Origin of the sequence: Kocuria nitroreducens, from assembly GCF_042879195.1 — a bacterium.
Lineage (GTDB): Bacteria > Actinomycetota > Actinomycetes > Actinomycetales > Micrococcaceae > Kocuria > Kocuria nitroreducens.
Genome location: NZ_JBHZTC010000009.1, coordinates 38,442 through 61,051, shown reverse-complemented (window position 1 = coordinate 61,051; position 22,610 = coordinate 38,442). Strand labels below are relative to the sequence as shown.

Annotated in this window: 20 protein-coding genes and 1 riboswitch; of the genes, 10 read left to right on the top strand and 10 right to left on the bottom strand. The window is 73.8% G+C overall.

The annotated features are described in order from the left end of the window. Positions 1-13: 13 nt before the first annotated feature. Both ACFYE1_RS07855 and ACFYE1_RS07850 read right to left on the bottom strand, forming a co-directional pair. On the bottom strand, positions 14-799 hold the full coding sequence (locus tag ACFYE1_RS07855) for a trimeric intracellular cation channel family protein (RefSeq protein WP_387741615.1): 786 nt from the start codon (positions 797-799) through the stop codon (positions 14-16). Positions 800-1,035: 236 nt separating this feature from the next. Next, positions 1,036-2,286, bottom strand: a complete 1,251-nt coding sequence (locus ACFYE1_RS07850) for a phospholipase D-like domain-containing protein (protein WP_387741613.1) — start codon at positions 2,284-2,286, stop codon at positions 1,036-1,038. A 208-nt stretch (positions 2,287-2,494) separates the two neighbouring features. Between ACFYE1_RS07850 and ACFYE1_RS07845 the strand changes: the two genes are divergently transcribed. Further along, positions 2,495-3,442: a helix-turn-helix transcriptional regulator gene (locus tag ACFYE1_RS07845; protein ID WP_387741611.1), complete on the top strand. Its 948-nt coding sequence runs from the start codon at positions 2,495-2,497 to the stop codon at positions 3,440-3,442. A gap of 43 nt (positions 3,443-3,485) precedes the next feature. Here ACFYE1_RS07845 and ACFYE1_RS07840 read toward each other — a convergent pair whose 3' ends face one another. Genes ACFYE1_RS07840 through ACFYE1_RS07830 form a run of 3 tightly spaced genes read right to left on the bottom strand, consistent with a single transcriptional unit; the run spans position 3,486 to position 7,573 of the window. Next, a complete protein-coding gene (locus tag ACFYE1_RS07840) occupies positions 3,486-4,772 on the bottom strand; it encodes an aminotransferase-like domain-containing protein (RefSeq protein ID WP_387741609.1) in 1,287 nt (428 codons plus the stop codon). A gap of 4 nt (positions 4,773-4,776) precedes the next feature. Further along, entirely contained in the window at positions 4,777-6,021 is a 1,245-nt protein-coding gene (locus ACFYE1_RS07835; RefSeq protein WP_387741607.1) for a M24 family metallopeptidase, read from the bottom strand. Then, positions 6,011-7,573 (bottom strand): NAD-dependent succinate-semialdehyde dehydrogenase, encoded by a 1,563-nt coding sequence (locus ACFYE1_RS07830; RefSeq protein WP_387741605.1) that lies wholly within the window; start codon positions 7,571-7,573, stop codon positions 6,011-6,013. The genes ACFYE1_RS07835 and ACFYE1_RS07830 overlap by 11 nt, the downstream gene beginning before the upstream one ends. 64 nt (positions 7,574-7,637) lie before the next feature. Between ACFYE1_RS07830 and ACFYE1_RS07825 the strand changes: the two genes are divergently transcribed. Next, positions 7,638-8,639 (top strand): D-2-hydroxyacid dehydrogenase, encoded by a 1,002-nt coding sequence (locus ACFYE1_RS07825; RefSeq protein ID WP_387741603.1) that lies wholly within the window; start codon positions 7,638-7,640, stop codon positions 8,637-8,639. A 76-nt stretch (positions 8,640-8,715) separates the two neighbouring features. Continuing rightward, a complete protein-coding gene (gene ald, locus ACFYE1_RS07820) occupies positions 8,716-9,810 on the top strand; it encodes an alanine dehydrogenase (RefSeq protein ID WP_387741601.1) in 1,095 nt (364 codons plus the stop codon). A gap of 25 nt (positions 9,811-9,835) precedes the next feature. Here the strand turns inward: ald and ACFYE1_RS07815 are convergent, their stop codons facing one another. Next, complete coding sequence (locus ACFYE1_RS07815; RefSeq protein WP_387741599.1) at positions 9,836-10,336, bottom strand: MarR family winged helix-turn-helix transcriptional regulator; 501 nt, start codon at positions 10,334-10,336, stop codon at positions 9,836-9,838. 73 nt (positions 10,337-10,409) lie between these two features. Between ACFYE1_RS07815 and ACFYE1_RS07810 the strand changes: the two genes are divergently transcribed. Further along, the gene (locus ACFYE1_RS07810; RefSeq protein WP_387741597.1) at positions 10,410-12,335 is read left to right on the top strand and encodes an ABC transporter ATP-binding protein; all 1,926 of its coding nucleotides are present in this window, start codon (positions 10,410-10,412) and stop codon (positions 12,333-12,335) included. Between the two features lie 73 nt (positions 12,336-12,408). Here the strand turns inward: ACFYE1_RS07810 and metE are convergent, their stop codons facing one another. Beyond that, complete coding sequence (metE, locus tag ACFYE1_RS07805; RefSeq protein WP_387741596.1) at positions 12,409-14,814, bottom strand: 5-methyltetrahydropteroyltriglutamate--homocysteine S-methyltransferase; 2,406 nt, start codon at positions 14,812-14,814, stop codon at positions 12,409-12,411. Positions 14,815-14,869: 55 nt separating this feature from the next. Next, positions 14,870-15,796, bottom strand: a complete 927-nt coding sequence (locus tag ACFYE1_RS07800) for a methylenetetrahydrofolate reductase (protein ID WP_387741594.1) — start codon at positions 15,794-15,796, stop codon at positions 14,870-14,872. Positions 15,797-15,868: 72 nt separating this feature from the next. Continuing rightward, a riboswitch (SAM riboswitch) is annotated at positions 15,869-15,975 on the bottom strand. Positions 15,976-16,178: 203 nt separating this feature from the next. Between ACFYE1_RS07800 and ACFYE1_RS07795 the strand changes: the two genes are divergently transcribed. The 6 genes from ACFYE1_RS07795 (at position 16,179) to ACFYE1_RS07770 (ending at position 21,754) form a co-directional block, all read left to right on the top strand. Then, positions 16,179-17,171, top strand: a complete 993-nt coding sequence (locus ACFYE1_RS07795) for a glycosyltransferase (RefSeq protein WP_387741592.1) — start codon at positions 16,179-16,181, stop codon at positions 17,169-17,171. Next, positions 17,168-18,577, top strand: coding sequence for a hypothetical protein (locus tag ACFYE1_RS07790; RefSeq protein ID WP_387741590.1), 1,410 nt, complete (start codon positions 17,168-17,170; stop codon positions 18,575-18,577). The genes ACFYE1_RS07795 and ACFYE1_RS07790 overlap by 4 nt, the downstream gene beginning before the upstream one ends. A gap of 46 nt (positions 18,578-18,623) precedes the next feature. Beyond that, entirely contained in the window at positions 18,624-18,980 is a 357-nt protein-coding gene (locus tag ACFYE1_RS07785; protein ID WP_387741782.1) for an ArsR/SmtB family transcription factor, read from the top strand. Between the two features lie 3 nt (positions 18,981-18,983). Further along, complete coding sequence (locus tag ACFYE1_RS07780) at positions 18,984-19,466, top strand: SRPBCC family protein (RefSeq protein WP_387741588.1); 483 nt, start codon at positions 18,984-18,986, stop codon at positions 19,464-19,466. 25 nt (positions 19,467-19,491) lie between these two features. After that, on the top strand, positions 19,492-19,989 hold the full coding sequence (locus tag ACFYE1_RS07775) for an SRPBCC family protein (protein WP_387741586.1): 498 nt from the start codon (positions 19,492-19,494) through the stop codon (positions 19,987-19,989). Positions 19,990-20,467: 478 nt separating this feature from the next. After that, complete coding sequence (locus ACFYE1_RS07770) at positions 20,468-21,754, top strand: adenylosuccinate synthase (RefSeq protein ID WP_387741584.1); 1,287 nt, start codon at positions 20,468-20,470, stop codon at positions 21,752-21,754. Positions 21,755-21,828: 74 nt separating this feature from the next. Here ACFYE1_RS07770 and ACFYE1_RS07765 read toward each other — a convergent pair whose 3' ends face one another. Beyond that, on the bottom strand, positions 21,829-22,197 hold the full coding sequence (locus ACFYE1_RS07765; protein ID WP_387741582.1) for a DUF202 domain-containing protein: 369 nt from the start codon (positions 22,195-22,197) through the stop codon (positions 21,829-21,831). A 1-nt stretch (position 22,198) separates the two neighbouring features. Then, the gene (locus ACFYE1_RS07760) at positions 22,199-22,585 is read right to left on the bottom strand and encodes a YidH family protein (protein ID WP_387741580.1); all 387 of its coding nucleotides are present in this window, start codon (positions 22,583-22,585) and stop codon (positions 22,199-22,201) included. Positions 22,586-22,610: the final 25 nt, after the last annotated feature.

The window sequence follows — 22,610 nt, the reverse complement described above, 5'->3', positions numbered from 1 at the left end:
GGACGGCGAGCCGTCAGGACGTGCCGGGCTCCGTGCTGCGGCCGGGACCGTCGCCGCCGCCCTCCGCGTCCCGGTGCCCCTCGCCGTTCCGGCGGCCGGGGCGGCGGGGGCGCCACGTCGGGCGCGGCCAGTCCCGCTTGGGCAGGCGCACGTTCCACTCGCCAGCCCCGGGCAGCCGCCACCCCCGGCGCCGGGCCACCACGGTGACCGTGGCGGCGGTGAGGATCGCCCCGGCCATGCCCCAGTTGGGATGGCCCAGGCTGTGCAGCACCGCCATCTCGGCGCTGCCGATCACCGCGCCGGTGGCGTAGAGGGTGTTGCCGCCGAAGATCATCGGCACCCGCCCCACCGCGATGTCGCGGATCATCCCGCCGCCCACGGCGGTGATCACCCCGATCATGACGGCCGGCAGCCAGGTCAGTCCCACGTCGAGGGCCTTGCCCGTGCCCGTGGCCGCCCAGCAGCCCAGGGCCAGGGCGTCGGCCACGACCAGCACGCGGTTGGTCCACTTCCCCCGGAGCCGGAGGAAGAACGCGATCGTGGCGCCGGCGATCGCCGTGATCAGGTACGCGGGGTTCGTCAGGGCCACGGGGAAGCCGACCTGCAGGAGGGTGTCGCGCAGCAGGCCTCCGCCGAGCGCGGAGACGACGGCCAGGAACGCGAAGCCGACGGGGTCCATCTTCAGCTGGCGCGCCACCGCCCCGCCCAGGACGCCGTTGGTCAGCACGCCGAGCAGGTCCACGATGTCGAACGCCATGCTCGGGTCCAGGTTCTCCACAGCCACCACGTCCACGTCCACGTCCACCTCCGCCACGGCCTGCCGACGCCCGAGGGTAGCACCCGGCTCCCGCCACCGCGCCGGCGGAACTCTGCCGGACGGGGGAGAACTCGCACGACGTCCGGCGCCGGCCGCTCGACCGTCCCGGCCCACCACCAGGAGCTGTCCCATGAGCACCTCACCCACCCCGCCCGGTACCGGGCGGTCGAGGACCCGGTGCTGGGGCCGGACCCGCTCGACCCCGCAGGACCGGCGGGTCAGAGGAAGGGGCGCAGCGGCACCAGGACGGTCTCGGCGAACCAGGCCGCGGGGTGCCGCTCGTCCCACTCGTCGGCGGTCAGCTCCCGGCAGTTCCCGCTGTCGGCGGCGAAGACCTTCTCCATGTCCGCGGCGACGTCCCGGTCGTGGATCTCCAGGTTCGTCTCGTAGTTGAAGCCCAGGCTCAGCCGGTCGATGTTGGCGGTGCCGACGATCGACCACTGCCCGTCGATGGTCGCGGTCTTGGCGTGGATCATCGCGTGCCGGTAGAGCAGCACCGTGATGTCCGCGGCCAGCAGCGTGGAGTAGAAGCCGCGGGAGAGCCAGTCCGCCAGGACGTGGTTGGAGTCCTCGGGCAGGATGACGCGCACGTCCACGCCCCGGCGGGAGGCCTCGATCAGGGCGGAGAGGATCTGCTGGTCGGGGATGAAGTAGGCGGTGGTGAGGTAGATGTGGTCCGTGGCCCGGTGGATCGCGTCGAGGTAGACGCTGCGGATCGGGTACACCAGGCTGGCCGGGATGTTGTTGATGGCGCGCACCCGGGAGTCCCACGAGCCCGGGTTCACGTGCGGGAGCCTGGGCCGGCGCGCCGAGGGATGGTTCCACACCGCGGCGAAGGAGTGGCCCAGCTCGAAGGCGGCGGGGCCGGTGAGCCGGACATGGGTGTCCCGCCACTGCGTGGCGTACAGCGAGCCGATGTTGTAGCCGCCCACGAACCCGATCTCGTCGTCGACGACCAGCAGCTTGCGGTGGGTCAGCCCGGTCGCCTGCAACGGGCTCAGCAGCAGGCGCGGGCGCAGGACGGGGAACCGGAAGACGTGCACGTCCGGGTGGAAGCGGTAGAAGCCGCGGGGCACCACGAGGTTGCCGAAGCCGTCGTACATCACGTGCACCTCGACGCCGCGGGCGGCGGCTTCGTTGACGGCGTCCAGGAACTCGTGGCCGACCTCGTCGTCCTTCCAGATGAAGGTCTCCAGCTGCACCCGGTGCCGGGCGCCCCGGATGGCGGCCAGCATGTCCCGGAACAGGTCCTCCCCGTAGGTGTAGACCGTGGTGCCGGTCCCGGCGACCGTGTGCTCGAACGTGCCCGGGCGCGGGAATCCGGAGCGCCGCGAGCGGCGCCGGCGCTGGATCGCATCGGTGGCCACCAGGGTGGTCACCACCGCCGCCTGCACGGCCACCGTGCCCAGGACGGAGCGCACGGCGAACGAACGGAGCAGACGGCGCCCGGAGGAACGAGTGATTCTCATCTGCAAAGCCTACCTGCCGGGCTTCCCGCTGCTGGCCGTCCTGCGGTCGGCCGTCCCGGTGCCGCGGGCAGCGGCGGCGGGACGGCGCGCGAGGGCGGACAGGAGAGAAGCGGGTCACAATGATGCACGCTCCCCGCTGAACCTGGAGAATGGGGTCGAGAGCTGAACCGACGCTGGGTGAGGCCCGTGCGGAAGGTGGTGTCGGCTCGTGGGTGGGGAGTTCCGGCACGATCTCACGGTCACGGACGCCACGGTGCTGTCCGCACTGGCGGAACGGACCGGCATGCGTTTCGGGTACAGCACCGACGACCCGCACTTCTCCTATCAGCTGTCCCGGGCCGGGGACGAGCACGTCGCCGTGTCCACGGTGCACGTGGGCGGGGCGATGTCCCTCTGGGGGGACACCGAGGTCTTCACGGTGGCGCACGTGCGCGGCGTGCGGTACGACTGGCAGATCCGCGAGGAGTCCGGGTCCGCCGCCGGCGGGTCCTCGGTGCTGTTCCGCCCCGAGCATCCGTCCCTGGTGGTGGCCCAGGACGTGGACGTCACCCTGGTGCACCTGCCCGTGGCGCTGGTGCAGCAGACCGCCGACACCGTGTACGGGGCGAGGACCCCCGTGGCCTTCGCGGCCTCCACCTCGGCCGGCAACCGACTGGGGCAGTACTGGTCGGGCCTGGCCCGCTACGGGGCCGGTGTCCTGGCGTCGGCGGCCTTCGACGAGCCGCTGGTGCGCTCCGAGCTCACCCGTCAGCTCGTCGTGGGACTGCTCGAGTGCTTCCCGCTCGTGGGGGACCCCGACGAGCGCTATCTGTCGATGGAGGCCCAGGCCCGCCGGTACCGCATCGCGGTGCAGTTCCTCGACGACAGCGCCTCGGGGCCGGTCACCGTCGAGGACGCCGCCCGTGCGGCCGGAACGACCACGGGCGCACTCGTGCGCGCGTTCCGTGCCAACCATCCCCTGGGGCTGACCCCGGCCCAGTACCTGCGGCGGATCCGGATGGAGGCGGCCCACCGCGACCTGGCGGCCGGGGACCCCGCTGCGGGGGACACCGTGAAGGACATCGCCGCCCGCTGGGGCTTCGCCCATCCGGGCCGCTTCGCCCAGTACTACCGGCAGATCTACGGCATGACGCCGCGCCGCACCCTCGACCACTGAGCTCCGCCGGCCCGCGGCAGAGCCCGGTGAGGGCGCCCGCCGCTCAGGGGGAGAGCTCCGCGCGGGCGATGTCCAGGGCCCGGGCCAGCCGCCGCACGCCCACCTCCGTGCGCTCCGGGCTCGTGGACGCGAAGCACAGCCGGAAGGCGTCCTGGAACCGGCCCGAGGGGGACAGTGCGGGACCGGGGATGAAGGCGACGCCCTCGGCGAGGGCGATCTCGAACAGCCGGGGGGTGGTCACGGCCGCGTCGTCGCCCTGCAGGGTCACCCACAGGAAGAAGCCGCCCTCGGGGTCGGTCGTGACCACCCGGGAGCCCAGGTGGCGGGCGATCGAGGCGTCCATGGCTTGCTTGCGCCTCCGGTACTCCGTGCGCAGGCCGGCCAGGTGGTCGTCGTAGCCGCCCTGGCGCACGAACCGCTCCACGATGTGCTGGTTGGGCACGTTCGTGCAGGTGTCCATGGCCTGCTTGCCGGCGATCAGCAGCTGGCGCAGCCGCGGATCGGCGTCCACCCACCCGACGCGCAGGCCCGGGGCGAGCACCTTGGAGAAGGTCCGCACGGAGAACACCAGCGGATCGTCCGGGCTGATCTCCCGGAACCCCGGGACGTCCTCCCCGGTGAAGCGCAGGCCCCCGTACGGGTCGTCGTCGAGGATCATGGCCCCCCACCGGTGCGCCAGCTCCAGGAGGCGCCGCCGGCGCGGCTCGCTCAGCGTGGTGCCGGAGGGGTTCTGGAAGTTGGGGATCGTGTAGATGACCCGCGGGGTCCGGCCGGCCTCGGCGACCAGGGTCTCGAGCGCGTCCACGTCCATGCCGTCCTCGTCCGTCGGGATCTCGAGGACGTCCGCGCCGTAGCTCAGGGCGGTCCCGGAGCCGTTGGTGTAGGTGGGGGACTCGACCGCCACGAGGTCGCCCGGGTCCACGAAGAGCTTGAACGCGAGGTCGAGGCCCTGCATGCCGCCGGAGGTGATGACGAGCCGCTCGGACCGGGTCGGCTCCGGGGTCGTGGAGTGGTGGGCCACCACGGTCTCGAGCAGGCCGGGCTCGCCCTCCGTGGCCCCGTACGTGAAGGAGCCGGCGTCGAGGACCTCGGCGGCGATCCGCCGGAACTGCTCCGTGGGGATCACCTCGGCGGCCGGGGCGCCCACCGCGAAGCGGACGATGTCGTGGGTCTGGGCGGCGAGCAGGGACGTCGAGGAGTCGATGACCGATCCCACGAGGCCGTCCGCCCGGCGGGCCAGGGGCAGGAGACCCCGGGCGGGGTCGCCGCCCACGCCCGCGGTGGGCTTGGTGAGCAGGCTGTCGACGGTGGTGAGGGACGTGGTGGTCATGGGCTCACTTCCTGATGAGGGCGCGGGGGAAGGAGGTCAGGGCCTCCGTCCCGGTGGCGGTGATGCGGATCGTCTCGGAGACCTCGTAGCCGTACCCGGTCATCCACATGCCGCAGATGAGGTGGAACGTCATGTTCTCGGCGAGCACGCTCTCGTCCTCCGAGCGGATGCTGATGGTGCGTTCGCCCCAGTCGGGGGGATAGCCGATGCCCACGGAGTAGCCGATCCGGCTGGGCTTCTCGAGCCCGAACTCCGCGAGCGCCCAGTTCCAGGTGCTCGCGAGCTCGCGCACCGGGACGCCCGCGGCGGTGACGTCCAGCACGGCCTCGAGCCCGGAGGCCACGGCCTCCTCGAGCAGGCCCAGCTCCGGCGTGGGCGGACCGAGCATGACCGTGCGGGCCAGCGGCACGTGGTAGCGCCGGTGCACCCCGGCCAGCTCCACCACCACGGCGTCGCCCTCCCGCAGCACCCGGTCCGACCACGTGAGGTGCGGGGTGTCGGCGGAGGCCCCGGTCGGGAGCATCGGGACCATGGCCGGGAAGTCCCCCCACGCGTCGTCGACCCCCTCGGCCTGGGCCCGGGCGATCTGCGCCGCGACGCGGTGCTGCGGGATCCCGGGGCCGATCGCGTCGATCGCGGCCCGCATCGCGGCCGTGGTGACGCGGGCGGCCGTGCGCAGATACTGGATCTCCGCCGGGGACTTGACGGCGCGCACCCAGTTCACGAGGTCGAAGGCGTCCACGAGGGTCCACTCCGGCAGCGCGTTGACGAGGGACCGGTAGCCCTTGGGGGAGAAGAAGTGGGAGTCCATCTCCAGGCCCACGCACCCCCGGGCGGCCGGGGCGACCTGGCCGCGGCGGCGCAGGGCGTAGGCCACCCAGTCGAAGGGGTGCAGGTGCGGGCGGTGCACGTAGCGCTCGGGGTAGCCGACGATCTGCTCGGGGTGCAGCCGGGCCGTGCGGAACGCGCCGTTGGCGTCCATCTCCCGCAGGAACAGCAGCAGCTCGCCCTCCGTCGGCACGAACAGCAGCTGCGGGGTGTAGAAGGACCAGGCGTCGTAGCCCGTCAGGTAGAACATGTTCGCGGGGTCGGTCACGATCAGCGCGCTCAGGCCCTGCTCCGCCATCCTCTCCCGCACCGCGCGCAGCCGGGCGGCGTACTCCTCGTCGCGGAACAGGGCGGGTCGGACGTCCGGGTCGACCACGGTCCCGGCGCTCCCGGTGTCGGCACGCCCGGTGTCATCGGCCACGGGGCACCGCCGTGTACTTCGTCTCGAGGAACTCCTCGATCCCCGCACGGCCCCCCTCGCGCCCCAGGCCCGAGGCCTTGACCCCGCCGAAGGGCGCCGCCGGGTCGGAGACCAGTCCCGTGTTGACCCCGACCATGCCGACCTCGAGCGCCTCGCTGACGCGGAAGCTGCGGTCCACGTCTCGGGTGAAGAGGTAGCCCACGAGCCCCCACGGGGTGTCGTTGGCCCACCCGAGCACCTGCTCCTCGGAGGCGAAGGGCACCACGGGCGCCACCGGCCCGAAGATCTCCTGGGACATGAGCGCGGCGTCGGGGCTGACCCCGGACAGGACGGTGGGGGCGTAGAACCAGCCGCGGCCCCCGGACCGGCGGCCCCCGCACAGCACGCTCGCGCCCCGGGTCAGGGCGTCGTCCACGAGTTCCTCGACCTTGGTCAGGGCCTTCTCCTCGACGAGGGGGCCCACCTGGGTGCCCTCGGCCACGCCGTGGCCCACGGTGAGGGAGCCCATGCGCTCGGCGAGGCGCGCGGCGAACTCCTCGGCCACGGAGCGGTGGACGAACAGGCGGTTGGCCGCGGTGCAGGCCTCGCCCATGTTGCGCATCTTGGCGGTCATCGCGGCCTCGACCGCCACGTCGAGGTCGGCGTCCTCGAACACGATGAAGGGGGCGTTGCCGCCCAGCTCCATGGACGAGCGCATGACGTGCCGGGCCGCCTGCTCGAGCAGCCGGACCCCCACCTCGGTGGAGCCGGTGAAGGAGATCTTGCGGGCGATCCCCGAGGACATCCAGGGCCCGACCACCGAGGAGGCCTTCGAGGTGCACACGACGTTGAGCACGCCCGCCGGCAGGCCAGCGTCGACCAGGACGTCCACGAGCGCCAGGGAGGACAGCGGCGTGAGGTTCGCGGGCTTGAACACCATCGTGCAGCCGGCGGCGACGGCCGGGCCGATCTTGCGGGTGCCCATGGCCAGCGGGAAGTTCCACGGGGTGACCAGCACGCAGGGCCCCACCGGCTCCTTGGACACCAGGATGCGGGTCCGCCCATCGCCCGAGACGGTCATGTCCCCGCCGATCCGCACGGCCTCCTCGGAGAACCAGCGGAAGAACTCGGCGGCGTAGGCGACCTCGGCCCGGGCCTCGGCGAGGGGCTTGCCCATCTCCGTGGACATCACCAGCGCGAGCTCGTCCTGGCGGGCCATGATGAGGTCGTAGGAGCGGCGCAGGATCTCCCCGCGCTCGCGGGGAGCCGTCCGCGCCCAGTCCTTCTGGGCCCGCCCCGCGGCCTGGATCGCGCGGGCGGCGTCCTCCGGGCCGCCGTCGGCCACCGTGGCGACGACCTCCTCGGTCGCCGGGTCCACCACGGCGAAGCGTCGGCCGGAGGCGGCCTCGGACCACTCGCCCTGGAGGAAGACCCCGGTGCTGACCCCGGCGACGGCCTCCCGGGACCGGCGCAGGACGTCGTCGGAGGCGGTGGTGGGCGCGCCGGAGGTGGTCACGGGACGTCCTGCCGGTCGGGGTCGGTGCGGGTTCCGGAGCGGACTCGGTGCGGTCATGGCTCATCATGGGAACAGCCCGCGCCGATTGTCAACAATCGGACCGCACCCGTAGGGTGGTTCCATGAGCACCGTGCGCGAGCTGCCCCGTGTCGTCGTGCTGACCGCCGAGGACACGCCACCGCCCCGCAACGAGGACGCCCTCCGGGCCCTCGCCGATGTCACGGTGGTGACGCGCGACGGCCTGGCCGACGCCCTCGCGGGGACCGGTGGGCGGCGTCCGGCCGAGGTGCTGCTGCTGTGGGACTTCTTCTCGGACGCCCTCGCCGGCGCGTGGGACGCCGCGGCGGGGCTGCGCTGGGTGCACGTCGCGGCGGCCGGAGTGGACGCCATGCTGTTCCCGGCGCTGCGCGCCTCCGACGTCCGGCTGACCAACGCGCACGGGGTCTTCGACCGGCCCATCGCGGAGTTCGTCCTCGCCGCGGTCCTGGCCCAGGACAAGCAGCTGCACCGCAGCCGGGCCCTGCAGCGCGAGCGCCGGTGGGTGCACCGCGAGCTGCGGCGCACCGGGGGCTCCACGGTCCTCGTGGTGGGCACCGGGGGGATCGGCCGCGAGACCGCCCGCCTGCTGCGGGCCGTGGGGATGGACGTCCGCGGCGCCGGGCGCACGGCCCGGGCGGAGGATCCCGACTTCGGGACCGTCGTCCCCTCTGCCGCACTGGCCGAGCACGCCGGGTGGGCCGACCACGTGGTGCTGGCCGCCCCGCTGACCGAGCGGACGCGCGGGATCGTGGGCTCCCGGGTGCTCGCGGCGATGTTCCCGCACGCGCACCTCGTGAACGTGGGCCGGGGGGCGCTGGTGGACGAGGACGCACTGCACGAGGCCCTCCGGGCGGGACGTCCGGCCGCCGCGACCCTGGACGTCTTCGACACGGAGCCCCTTCCCCCGGGCCACCCCTTCTGGGCGATGGACAATGTGCACGTGTCCGCGCACATGTGCGGGGACGTGGAGGGGTGGCGGGACGAGCTCGCCGCCCAGTTCGAGGACAACCTCCGGCGCTGGGCGGCCGGGGAGCAGCTGGTCAACCAGGTGGACAAGGACGCCGGCTACGTCCGCTCCTCGTGAAGGGGCGGACGGGACCTGCGGCGACGGCGCCGCGGGTCCCGTGCCGGCGGGCCACGACGAGAGGAGAGCGCGGACCATGCGCGTAGCAGTTCCCAGAGAGATCAAGCCGGCCGAGCGGCGGGTGGGCCTCGTGCCCGCCGGGGTGACCCAGCTCGTGCGGGACGGCCACGAGGTGTTCGTGGAGACCGGCGCGGGGGAGGGCTCCGGGTTCGACGACGACGCCTACACCGCCGCGAGGGCCGAGGTGGTCGACCGGTCCACGGTGTGGGAGCGGGCGGAGCTGCTGGTCAAGGTGAAGGAGCCGGTGGCCGAGGAGTACGGATTCCTGCGCCCCGACCTCACGCTCTTCGCCTACCTGCACCTGGCCGCCGACCGGCCGCTGACCGAGGCGCTGCTCGAGGCGGGCACCACCGCCGTGGCCTTCGAGACCGTGCGCGCCGGCCGGATCCTGCCCCTGCTCCAGCCGATGTCCGAGATCGCGGGCCGGCTCGCCGCGCAGTCCGCCGCCCACCACCTGCAGTCCAACGCCGGTGGCCCGGGGCTGCTGATGGGCGGGGTCCCCGGCGTCGCCGCGGCCAAGGTCGTGGTGGTCGGCGGAGGGACCGTGGGCACCCAGGCCGCCCTGATGGCCTCGGGCCTGATGGCCGACGTCACCGTGCTGGACGCCAACGGCGCGCGGATCCGGGAGCTCACCGACCTGCTCGGGTACCGGGCCCGGGTGCTGATGAGCGACGAGCACGTGCTCGAGGACGAGATCTCCGGGGCGGACGTGGTGATCGGGGCGGTGCTCGTTCCGGGGGCGGCGGCGCCCAAGCTCGTGCGCCGCGAGCACCTCGGGGTGCTGCACGACCACGCCCTGCTCGTGGACGTCGCCATCGACCAGGGCGGGTGCTTCGAGACCTCCCACCCGACCACCTATGACGACCCGACGTTCGAGGTGGACGGCATCACCCACTACTGCGTGGCGAACATGCCCGGCGCGGTGCCGCGCACCGCGACCCGGGCCCTCGCCAACGCCACCACGCCCTACCTGCGGCGGCTGGCCCGCGGCCCGGAGCAGGCCCTGGCCGCGGATCCGGAGTTCGCGGCCGGGCTCAACACGGCCGCCGGCAGCATCCGGCACGCCGGGGTGGCGGAGGCCTTCGCGGACCTGCCGGCGCTGCTGGACTGAGTCCCGGCGGGCCCGCCGCCGGACGTCAGTCCGGCGCGGGGCCGTCCGCCGTGAGCAGGCGGAGCAGCCGCTCCAGCTCCACCCGGTCCGCCGGGTCCAGCCGTGAGAAGTACTCGTCGGACTCCCGGCGCCGGTCCTCCCGGACCTGCTCGCGCAGGGCGGTGCCCCGGGGGGTCAGCGCCACCAGCGTGGCGCGCCGGTCGGAGGGGTCCGGCACCCGTGCCACGAGCCCCTTCTGCTCGAGCAGGTCCACGACCTCCGTGGCGGACCGGGGGGCGATCCGCAGGACGTCGGCGAGGTCCTTCACGCGCAGGCTGCCGGGCCCGCCGCCGCGCCGGCAGCTCTCGGCCGGGCCGTGCCGGTGCCCCCGCCCACCGGTGCGCCCGGCGAGGGCGTCGAGCGCCCGGAACTGGTGCGGGGTCAGCCCGAAGGGGGCCAGCTGCTCGGCCCAGCGGCGGCGCAGCCGGCGGAAGACGGCGTGCAGCAGGTCCCCCAGGCGGGCCGGATCGGGGTCGTGGTAGGGCATGGCGTCATCCTATCCGCATTGCGGGCTACCTCATAGAGAGGTAACCTCCTTGATAGTTCCCGAGGAGGATCCCATGGCGACGACCCACCACACCAGCCGCGTCCGCACCCCGGCGCACGACGGCGGAGGCGCCCCGGCCGACGGACCGGCCGGCCTGCCCGGGGCCGGCCCCGGTGCTGGAGGCAGTGGCGGCGGCCGTCCTGCCCGCCCGGACCCCGCGGACCGGAAGCAGCTCGCCCGCCACCCCGTCAGCCCGCGCCGGATCGCGGCGCTGTTCGCCCCGCACCGGAGCACGATCGCGCTCGTCGTCGTGCTCATCACCGCGTCCTCGGTCGTCAACCTCGCCCAGCCCTTCCTGGTCCGCGGCGTCATCGACGACGCCCTGCCGAGCGGCGACACCCGTCTGCTGCTGGTGCTCTCCGCCTCGATGGTCGGGGTCGCGGCGCTGACCTCCGTGATCGGCGTGGTCCAGACCTGGATGGCCACCGCCATGGGCCAGCAGGTCATGCACGCGCTGCGCGTGCAGCTGTTCACCCACCTGCAGGCCCAGTCGCTGGGCTTCTTCACCCGGACCCGGGGCGGGGAGGTGCAGTCGCGGCTCACGCACGACATCGCCGGGATGCAGTCCGTGGTCACCAGCTCCGCCACGGGCGTGGCGTCCAACCTCACCACCGCCGTGGCCACGGCCGTGGCCATGGTGGCGCTGTCCCCGGCGATGAGCCTCGTCTCCCTGCTGGTGCTGCCGCCGGCCGTCTGGATCTCCCGCCGCGTGGCGCTGATCCGCCGGGACGTCACCGACGAGCGCCAGCGGGAGCTCGCCGCCCTCCACACCCACGTCGAGGAGGGCCTGTCCGTGTCGGGGGTCCGGCTCGCCAAGACCCTGGGCACCACCGCGCGGGACGCGGCCCGCTTCACCGAGCGCTCCGACCGGCTCGTGGGCCTGGAGCTGCGCAGCCAGCTGGCCGGGCGCTGGCGGATGGCCACCATGCAGATCGTCTTCGCCGCGATCCCCGCCGTGATCTACCTGGCCGCCGGCTTCCCGGCCACGAGCGGCGGGATGACGATCGGCACCCTGGTGGCGTTCACGGCCCTGCAGGGGGCCATCTTCCGGCCCGTGATGGGTCTGCTGAACATCGGCGTCCAGTGGGTGTCCGCGCTCGCCTTCTTCAGCAGGATCTTCGAGTACCTCGACCTCGAGCCGCAGATCGTCCCGCCCGCCGCTCCCGTCCGGCTGGACCCGGCCGGCGTGCGCGGCGAGGTCCGGTTCGAGGGCGTGCGCTACGCCTACGACGACGGGGCCGACGTCCTGCGCGACCTCGACCTGGTACTGCCGGCGGGCACCACCACGGCGGTGGTCGGGCCCACCGGCTCGGGGAAGAGCACCCTCGGCTCCCTGCTGCCACGGCTCAACGACGTCACGCACGGCCGCGTGACCGTCGACGGCGTCGACGTGCGGGACATCGATCCGGCCGACCTCGCCCGGATCGTGGGCGTCGTCTCCCAGGAGACCTACCTGGTGCACGCCACGGTGCGCGCGAACCTCCTGCTCGCCGATCCGGACGCCTCGGACGCCGAGCTGTGGCGCGCCCTGGGCGCCGCGCGCATCGCCGACACCGTCGCCGGGCTGCCGGACGGGCTGGACACCGTGGTCGGCGCCCGCGGCCACCGCTTCTCCGGCGGCGAGCAGCAGCGCCTGGCCATCGCCCGGACCGTGCTGCGCAATCCGCCCGTGCTGGTCCTCGACGAGGCCACCAGCGCACTGGACAACACCACCGAGGCACAGGTCCAGGAGGCCCTCGACCGGCTGGCCGCCGACCGCACCACCCTGACCATCGCCCACCGGCTCTCCACGGTCGAGAACGCCGACCAGGTGGTGGTGCTCGAGGCCGGCCGCATCGTCGAACGGGGCGCGCCGCGGGAGCTGCGCGAGGCCGGCGGTCCGTTCACCCTGCTGGCCGCGCGGCCCGCCCCGGTCGGCGACCACGCCGCGGCCCTCTGACCCGCGGGAGCCCGCACGACCACGGATCCTCGTGGTCGTGCGGGCTCCCGCGGGCCAGCCGGTGCGCCCGGGGTCAGCCGCGCGTGCCGTGCTGGACGATCAGCGGCCGGCCGGCGGGCTGCGCCACCCGCTCGCGCGCGGTCCGGGCCGCCGCCACGAGGTGCTCCAGCGACGCCGTCGTCTCCTCGTAGCCGCGGGTCTTCAGACCGCAGTCCGGGTTGACCCACAGGGTCCGCGCCGGGACGTGCTCGAGGGCCCGCTCGAGCAGCTGCTCGATCTCCTCCTGGGAGGGCACGCGCGGGGAGTGGATGTCCCACACGCCGGGCCCGATGCCGCGGGAGAATCCGGCGGCCTCGAGGTCCGTCAGCACCTCCATCCGGGACCGGGCCGCCTCGATGCTCGTGACGTCGGCGTCCAGGCCGTCGATCGCCCCGACCACCTCGCCGAACTCCGAGTAGCACAGGTGGGTGTGGATCTGGGTCTCGTCCCGCACGCCCGAGGTGGCCAGGCGGAACGCGTCCACCGACCAGGCGAGGTAGGCGGGCTGGTCCGCGCGGCGCAGCGGCAGGAGCTCCCGCAGCGCCGGCTCGTCCACCTGGATGATCCCGATCCCGGCGGCCTCGAGGTCCGCGACCTCGTCCCGCAGCGCGAGCGCCACCTGGTTCGCCGTCTCGCCGAGCGGCTGGTCGTCCCGCACGAAGGACCACGCGAGGATCGTCACCGGGCCCGTCAGCATGCCCTTGACCGGCCGGTCGGTGAGGGACTGGGCGTGGCCGATCCACGGCACCGTGAACGCCTCGCCGCGCAGGCCCTCGCCCTCCCGGCTGACGTCGCCCCACAGGATCGAGGGGCGGGTGCAGCGGGAGCCGTAGGACTGCACCCAGCCGTGGACGGTGGTCGCGAAGCCGTCGAGGTGCTCCGCGAAGTACTGGACCATGTCGTTGCGCTCCGCCTCGCCGTGCACCAGCACGTCCAGGCCCAGCTCCTCCTGCAGCCGCACCACCCGCTCGATCTCCTCCCGCAGGAAGGCGTCGTACTGGGCGTCGGTGAGGGCGCCGGCGCGGTGCCGGGCGCGGGCGGCACGGACCTCGCCGGTCTGCGGGAACGAGCCGATCGTGGTGGTGGGCAGTGGGGGCAGGGGCCCGGACGCCGTGAAGGACCGGCCCTCCTGCGCGGCCCGGCGGACCGCCGCGGCCGTCCGCCCGATGTCCGCGGCGGTCAGCGACCCGGCGCGCTCGCGGACGGCCGCGTCGTGGACCCCCGCCGCGTCCTGCCGGGTGCGGCGGGCCTCGGCCGCCTCGGCCAGCTGCTCCGCGACCGCCTCCGGCCCGGCGGCGAGACCGCGGGCCAGGGTGACGATCTCGCCGACCTTCTGATCGGCGAAGGCGAGCCAGCTCCGCAGCTGCGGGTCCAGCCGGGTCTCCTCGGCCACGTCGTGCGGGACGTGGAACAGGGACGTGGAGGAGGCCACGGACACCTGGGCACCCCCGCGGGCCAGCTCCGCGAGCTGGTCGAGCCGGCCGGCCAGGTCGGCCCGCCACACGTTGTGCCCGTCCACGGCGCCGGCCACGAGCACGGCGGAGTCCTCGCCCTGGAAGAACTCCAGCTCCTCGGGCGTGGGGACCCCGCCCTTGACGAGGTCGAGGTGCAGGGCCTCCACCCCGGAGCAGGCCAGCGGGTGCAGCAGCGGCCCGGGGGAGCCGTAGGAGGTGGTGACGAACAGCTGCGGGCGCCCGGCCACGGCCGTCAGGGTCGTGTAGGCGTCCCACACGGACGCGGCGAGCTGCTCGGCGGGGACGTCCTGGTCCGCCACGAGGGCCGGCTCCTCCAGCTGCACCCAGTCCGCGCCGGCCGCGCGCAGCTCCTGCAGCAGCTGCGCGTACACGGGCAGCAGCTCGGGGAGCCGCTGCAGCGGGTCAAAGCCCGCAGGGGCGTCGTCGTCGGCCTTGGCGAGGAGGAGGAAGGACACGGGGCCCACGAGGACCGGCCGGACGCTGAATCCGTGCGCGGCTGCGCGGCGGACGTCGGCCACCAGCCGGTCGGCGGTGGCGCGGAACGGGGTTCCCGGGCCGATCTCGGGCACGAGGTAGTGGTAGTTGGTGTCGAACCACTTGGTCAGCTCGAGCGGGGCGCGCCCGGCGTCGCCGCGGGCGAGCACGAAGCCCGCGTCGAGGTCGAGCCGGCCCTGGGCGTCGGCGAGGTCGGCGAAGCGGGACGGGACCGCGCCGAGGGCCACGGTGGTGTCCAGCACCTGGTCGTAGAGGGGGAACGCCGCGGGCAGGGACGAGTCCTGGGCGCCGAGGCCCAGCTCCACGAGCCGGCGGTGGGTCGCCAGCTGCAGGTCGGCGGCCGCCGACTCGAGCTCCTCGCGGGTCGAGCGCCCGGCCCAGTAGGCCTCGAGGGCCTTCTTCAGCTCGCGGCGGCGGCCGATCCGGGGGTAACCGGTGATGGTGGCGGCGGGGAACGGGACAGTGGTCATGCGGATCTCCTGAAGAAGTGTCGGTGGTCGTGCGGAACGGTGGTGCGGTGCGTGCTCAGGCGGGGAGCAGCAGGTCGTCGAGCGGGACGGGCACGTGCGGCACGCGCGGGAGGTCCACGTGCTCCAGCAGGTCGAGCACGGCCGGGTGCTCGTTGAAGGTGTAGAGGTGCAGGCCGGGGGCACCGGCGTCCAGGGCGGCCCGGGCCAGCCGTGCTGCGAAGGCCACGCCGGCGCGGTGCCGCTCGGCAGGACCGGGCGCGTCCTCCAGCGCGGCGGCCAGACCGGGGTGGGGTGCCAGACCGGCCAGCCGGCACAGCGTCCGCAGCCGCCGCGGGTCGGTGACCGGCATGATCCCCGGGACGATCGGGATGGTCACCCCCGCCGCACGCGCCGCCGCGACCAGGCGCTCGTAGCGCTGCGGGCGGAAGTAGACCTGCGTGATGGCGAAGTCCGCCCCGGAGCGCTGCTTGGCCAGCAGCACCTCGACGTCGTGCCGGAACGAGGGCGACTCCGCGTGCCGGGTCGGATAGGCTGCCACGCCCACAGCGAGCCGGCCGGCCGCCAGAGCCGCGGTGTGGCGCTGCTCGACCTCGCGCACCAGCTCCACGAGCTCGCCGGCGTGCCGGAGCTCGCCCGGCTCCGCCCCCGGGTCCAGGTCCCCGCGCAGGGCCAGGACGCCCCGGACCCCGCGGCGGACCAGCGCGGCCACGGTCTGCTCCAGCTCGGCCCGGGTGCTGCCGACGCACGTCAGGTGCGCCAGGGGCCGCAGGCTCGTGCGGGCCAGGAGGTGGTCGAGCAGGGCGAGCGAGCCGTCCCGGCGCCGCTCGTCACCGTTGTACGTCACCGAGACGTGGTCGGGACAGGTCGGCTCGAGCGCCTCGATGGTCTGCAGCAGCGTGTCGGCGCTCGCCGCGCTGCGCGGTGGATAGAGCTCGTAGGACAGGGACGGCGGCGCCGGCCGGGCGGTCGGGCGTGGGGTCACGTTCTTCCTCCAAGGGTCACCCCGAGGGAGGGCAGCAGCCGTTCCTCGGGGTGGACCCGGGAGGCTGCGACAGCTCCATCGGTCCTGGCGGGAGCACCGTTCCGCGGACCCCGTGGCGGGGGCGCGGATGGTTGCTGCGGCGTCGACGAGCCAGGTCTCTCGGCCGCTCTGGATAGATGCAGGACCCATTCCAGCGGCTGTCCCGCCGTGCTGCCAAGTGCGGGCGCCCAGAAGACGCCGGTGCGCCGACTGTGACGACCGCGGCGTCACAGGACGCAACACGGACGCACGGTGACGCACGGGCGGCGGCCCGCGGTCCCGCGCCCCGCGCCCGCTCGTCATAATGGACGAGCCCGCCCCCCGACCGCAGGAACGAGTGCCCATGCTCTCCACCCCCCGCATCGTCGCCGTCGTGCCCTGCCACAACGAGGAGACGGCGGTCGCCCGGGTCGTGACCGACCTGCTCGCCGCGGTGCCCGGCATCGAGGTGCACGTCTACGACAACTGCTCGACCGACGGCACCGCCGAGGCCGCACGGCGTGCGGGGGCGCACGTGCGGCGCGAGGAGGAGAAGGGCAAGGGCAATGTGGTCCGGCGCGCATTCGCGGACCTCGACGCCGACGTCTACGTGCTCATCGACGGCGACGACACCTACGACGTGGCCGACGTCCCCGCCCTCATCGAGACGCTGCTGGCCGGGCCCTACGACCACGTGGTGGGCGTGCGCCGACAGGTCACCGGCACCGCCTACCGGTCGGGGCACGAGTCCGGCAACAGGTTCTTCAACGCGCTCGTCACCTTCGCCTTCCGCCGGAAGGTCTCCGACATGTTCAGCGGCTACCGGGTCTTCTCGCGCCGCTTCGTCAAGTCCTTCCCCGGCCTCTCCCGGGGCTTCGAGATCGAGACGGAGCTGACCGTGCACGCCGTCAACGCGCGGATGCCGCAGACCGAGGTCGCCGTCGGCTTCCGCGACCGGGCGGAGGGGAGCGAGAGCAAGCTGCGGACCTACCACGACGGCTTCCGCATCCTGGGCGTCTTCGGGCAGCTGCTCTTCCACGAGCGCCCGTTCCTCGTCACCGGCGCCGTCTCGCTGACGCTGTTCCTGCTGAGTCTGGTCCTCGGCCTCCCCGTGGTCGCGGAGTTCGCGAGCACCGGCCTCGTCCCCCGCTTCCCGACGGCCTTCCTGGCCGCCTCCCTGGTGATCCTGGCCGGGGTGTTCCTGCTCATGGGCGTGCTGCTGAGCGGCCAGGCCAAGATCCGCCGGGAGACCTCCCGGCTGTTCTACCTGCGGCAGCCGGCTCCGCCGTGGAGCGGTGGGGACGGACCGGACGGGGCCGGACCCCGCGACGCGGAGCACCGGCGGCAGCTCCCGTGAGCGCGGGACGGGAGGGGCTGCGGTCGCGACTGGCCCCCCTGCTGCCCTGGGCCCAGGGCCTCGGGATGCTCCTGGTCCTGCAGTTCGCCCTGTTCGGGCTGCTGACGGCGGCCCAGGCGGTGCCGGACCGGCCCATCGTCGAGAACCTGCTGGCGGCGGTCGAGGACGGCACCTACGGCCCCCACGGGACGATCGACCGGATGGGCGGCCCCGCGGACACCTTCACCGAGTGCGTCGTGGCGGGCACGGGCCTGGGGGCGTCCCCGGAGGAGTCCGCGTTCAGCCGGGCGGTCCGGATGCCCCGGCTCGCCACCTGCGGCGGCGGCCCGGAGCAGCTGCGGGCCCTCTCCGAGGGGGCCGTGCTCACCGACAACGACTACTACAAGTACTGGGCCGGCTACACCGTGCTCACCCGCCCCGTGCTGGCGCTGACCGGTCTCGAGGGCCTCCGGATCGTCTCGGGCACCCTGATGGTGCTCGCCCTGGGCGGGGCGTTCCTCGCCGTCCGCGCCCGGACCTCCACCGCCGTGGCCCTGGCCCTGACCCTGCCCTACCTGGCAGGGACCAACCTGCTGTCCACGCCCTCGACCTCCTTCAGCCAGTCGATCTCCATCGCCTTCATCTTCCTCTCGGTGGTCCTCGCCGCGCTCGGGGCGGGGCGCTCGCCCCGGACGGCGCACGCGGGGGTGGCGCTGGGGGCGGCGCTGTTCTGCTTCGTCGACCTCCTCACGACCCCCGCCGTGCCGTGGGCGATGTCCGCGTTCGTGGTCGGCGCGGCGGTCTGGTGCCGCACGGGGGCACTGCGGGAGACCGTCGTGGCCGTGCTGCTGAGCGGCCTGGTCTGGCCGGTGGCCTTCGCCGTCACGTGGCTCGCCCGCTGGGTCATCGCCGGTGCCTTCCTGGGCGTCCCGGCCACCCTGGAGGTGGTCCGCCGCAACGTCGGGATCCGGACCGGGGGCGACCACTCGGGGGTCTCCGAGGCGTTCGGCGCGGGCGTGCGCCGCAACCTCGTCTACTGGTGGGAGGTCGTGCCCACCTCGGGGCTGGTGCTGACCGGCTGCCTGCTCGCGGCGGGCGTGGGCCTGGTCCTGGCGCTGCGCCGGGGAGGGCCCGCCCGGTGGATGGTCGCCGCCGTCCTGGCCCTGCCCGCCCTGGCCGTGCCCTTCTGGTACACGGTGCTCAGCAACCACTCCCAGATCCACGCGTTCTTCGTCAACCGCGGGGTGGCGGCCGCGCTGGCCGTCGTCGCCGCCGCCTGCCTGGCCGCGGCCGTGCGGCCGCGCACGGCAACCGGGGCGCCGCAGGCCGGGCCGTCGCAGCTCTCCACGGAGCGCGCGGAGCCCGGGGAGACCCCCGCCCGTCACGATCCGGTCTCGGGTCTTGCCGGGACCGCGCAGGAGACCTAACCTTTAACAACCAACAGATTGATCAAGGAATCAGTTGACAAACACCGTGGACCCCGGCGACGACGACCTCCTCGACAAGGCCTTCCTGGCCCTCGCCGACCCGGTCCGCCGCCGCATCGTCGCCCGGCTCAGCCGCGGACCGGCCACGGTCACCGAACTGGCGGAACCCTTCGCGATCTCCATCCAGGCGGTCTCGAAGCACATCCAGGTCCTCGAGCAGGCGCAGCTCGTCACACGCACCCGTGACGCCCAGCGCCGGCCCGTCCACCTGGACCCTGCACGGCTCGAGGCGCTCACGACGTGGATCGACCGCTACCGGCTGGTCCGGGAGGAGCAGTTCCGCCGCCTCGACGCCGTGCTCGACACCCGAGCCGCGGACCGCGGCGAGCACACCCAGGACTGAACCATGGGACACCCCTTGCACCTGACCGTCCCCGACGGCCTGCCCTTCATCGACTTCGAGCGCGAGTTCGACCACCCCGTGGCCGACGTCTTCCGCGCCCACGCCGACCCGGCCCTGCTGCGGGAGTGGCTCGGCCCCCGCGGCACGCACGTGGAGGTCGACTCCTACGACTTCCGCAGCGGCGGCGCCTACGAGTACCACCACACCGGCCCGGACGGCGTCTCCTACGCGTTCCGCGGCATCCTGCACACCGTGCGCGAGAACGAGCTCGTGGTCCAGACCTTCGAGTTCGGGGGCTACCCCGACGTGGTCGACCTCGAGTTCCTGCGCTTCGAGGACCTCGGGGACGGACGGTGCCGGCTGGTCGGCCACGCCGTCTACCCCACCCAGGAGGCCCGCGACGGCATGGCCGGCTCCGGCATGGAGAGCGGCATGTCCGACGGCTACGAGCGGCTCGAAGAGCTGCTCGCCTCCCGGGTCCGCTGAGCCGCCCGCCACCGAGGAGCCCGTCATGACCAACACCCTGCACGTCACGGCGCCCGAGGGCGTCCCCTGCGTCGACTACTCCCGCGAGTTCGACGCTCCCGCCGCCGAGGTCTTCCGCGCCCACGCGGACCCGGAGCTGTATCGGCAGTGGATCGGTCCGCGAGGGCTCGAGACCCGGATCGACGGCTTCGACTGCCGCAGCGGCGGGTCCTACCGGTTCGTCCAGCGGGGCGCGGGAGGCGGTGACGAGTACGCCTTCCACGGCGTCTTCCACACCGTCCGGCGGGACGCCCTCATCGTCCAGACGTTCGAGTTCGAGGGCTGGCCGGACGTGGTCACGCTCGAGTTCTCGACGTTCGAGGACCTGCCCGGCGGGCGCTCCCGGCTCACGGGCCGGTCCGTCCACCCGTCCGTCGAGTCGCGCGAGCAGTACCTGGCCACCGGCATGGAGGCGGGGATGGCCGAGGGCTACGACCGGCTGGAGGAACTGCTGTCCGGGCGATCCGCGCAGGACGGGGCCTGACCCGGCACGACCTCCCGGCCGACCACGGCAGTCCGTGCTCGGCCGGGAGCCCGTGCTCCGTCGCGGGAACAGTGCTCCGCCCACCGGCCGGGGGTCCGCGGGGCGGCGCGGGACGATCTGCGAGTCCGGGGCGAGCCCCCGGACGACGAGGCCCGTGGCGCCCACGGTGCTGCGCAGCACGACAGCACGGCGGAGGACGGGGACCCGGCCGGGGTCCTCGTGGACGGCGAACCCATGAGCATCGGGGGTATCGGACCGCGGTGGTCCCCGGACGGGGCGGCGGAGTGCCTGCCCCGGGTCACGGGCCGCTAGACTTGCACGGTACGAGCCCCTGGGTCTCCTCCCGCCGGCGCCGCGCCGCCTCGGGCGTGCGGACGGGAGCGGGCCGACGCAGGGGCGTTGTCGTGCCCGGCCGGTGCGCGCCTCCGCCGGGTCCCGCGGGGGAAGTCCCGTTCCATCCAGGCAGGAGAGTCGTTCAATGCCAGCAATCGTGATCGTCGGCGCCCAGTGGGGCGACGAGGGCAAGGGCAAGGCCACCGACCTGCTGGGAGGCCGCGTGGACTACGTGGTCAAGCCCAACGGCGGCAACAACGCCGGGCACACCGTGGTGGTGGGCGGCGACAAGTTCGAGCTCAAGCTCCTGCCGGCGGGCATCCTCAGCCCCAACGCCGTCCCCGTGATCGGCAACGGCGTCGTCGTCAATCCCCAGGCCCTCTTCGAGGAGATCGACGGGCTCGAGGCGCGCGGGGCGGACACCTCACGGCTGCGGATCTCCGCGAACGCCCACCTGGTGGCCCCGTACCACCAGACGATGGACCAGGTCTCGGAGCGCTTCCTCGGCAAACGGGCGATCGGCACCACGGGCCGCGGCATCGGCCCCGCCTACATGGACAAGGTCGGCCGGCTCGGCATCCGCGTCCAGGACGTCCTGGACGAGTCGATCCTGCGGCAGAAGATCGAAGGGGCCCTGCGCCAGAAGAACGAGCTGCTCGTGAAGCTCTACAACCGCCGGGACATCGACGTCGAGGAGGTCGTGCAGTACTTCCTGGGCTACGCCGACCGGCTCGCCCCGATGATCGTGGACTCCACGTACCTCCTGAACCAGGCGCTCGACGAGGACAAGGTGGTCCTCATGGAGGGCGGCCAGGCGACCTTCCTCGACGTCGACCACGGCACCTACCCCTTCGTGACGTCCTCCAATCCCACTGCGGGCGGCGCGTCCGTGGGCTCGGGCATCGGGCCGACCCGCATCACCCGGGCGATCGGCATCATCAAGGCCTACACCACCCGCGTGGGCGCCGGGCCGTTCCCCACCGAGCTCTTCGACGCGATGGGCGAGCAGCTGCGCACCACCGGCGGGGAGTTCGGTGTCAACACCGGCCGCCCCCGCCGCACCGGCTGGTACGACGCCGTGATGGCGCGCCACGCCTCCCGGATCAACGGCTTCACCGACTACTTCCTCACCAAGCTCGACGTCCTCACCGGCATCGAGCAGATCCCGGTCTGCGTGGCCTACGACGTCGACGGCGTCCGGCACGACGAGATGCCGATGACCCAGACAGAGTTCCACCACGCCCAGCCGATCTTCGAGCACTTCGACGGGTGGGAGGAGAACATCACCGGCTGCCGCACCCTGGAGGACCTGCCGGCGAACGCCCGGGCCTACGTCGAGGCGCTCGAGTCGATGAGCGGCACGCGCATGTCGGCCATCGGCGTGGGCCCGGACCGCGACGACACCATCGTGGTGCGCGACCTCGTCGACTGACCCGTCAGCCCGCCCGCGAGGTCGCCGTGCCGGCGCGCCGTCGGCACGGGCGACCCTGACCCCGCGGGGGAGGCTCAGACGAGGACCAGCACCACCCAGATGCCGAGGCTGCCGAGCGCGAGCATCGCGGCCGAGGTGGCCAGCACGGCGCCGACCTCGGGCTCGGTGCCGTCCTCGGCGATGCCCCGGGCGCTGCGGACGTAGCGGGAGCGCTGCGTGAGGTAGATGGCCGCCGCCGTGACGACGGCCAGACCGAACAGCACCAGCACGAACGGCCCGTGGTGCGGCAGCCAGCGCAGGAAGACCGCCGAGACCACCACGAAGGACATCAAGGTCCGGCCCCAGGCCATCGTGGTCCGCTCCGGCTGCAGCCCGGGGTCCCCGTGCGGCGGCCGCGGAGGATCCGGGGGACCCGGCGGGCGGCGGAGCAGCGTGCGCGGCATCTCAGCCCTGCAGGACGACGACGACGAGCACTCCGGCCGCGATCGCCCCGCCCACCGCGAGCACCGGTGCGATCAGGGGCAGGGGCAGCGGGGCCTGGCGCCGCATGCTCCGCTCCACCCCGATCCAGCGGAACGTGGCGCCCGCGCTGACGAGCATGCTCAGCACCAGCAGGACGATCGCGAGGAACTTCCGGATGCCGTCGTCGAACAGGTCCGCGGTGAACGCCTCGATGGCGATGCCGCCGGCCAGGAACGCGAGCGCGGTCCGGATCCAGGCGAGGAACGTGCGCTCGTTGGCCAGCGTGAACCGCGGATCGGGCTCGATCCCGCCGCCGAGCACCCGGTCGCCCAGCCGGCGCCGTCCCGGGGTCTCGGACTGCTCGCCCATCGCCTGCCCTTCGCTCGCCCGGTCG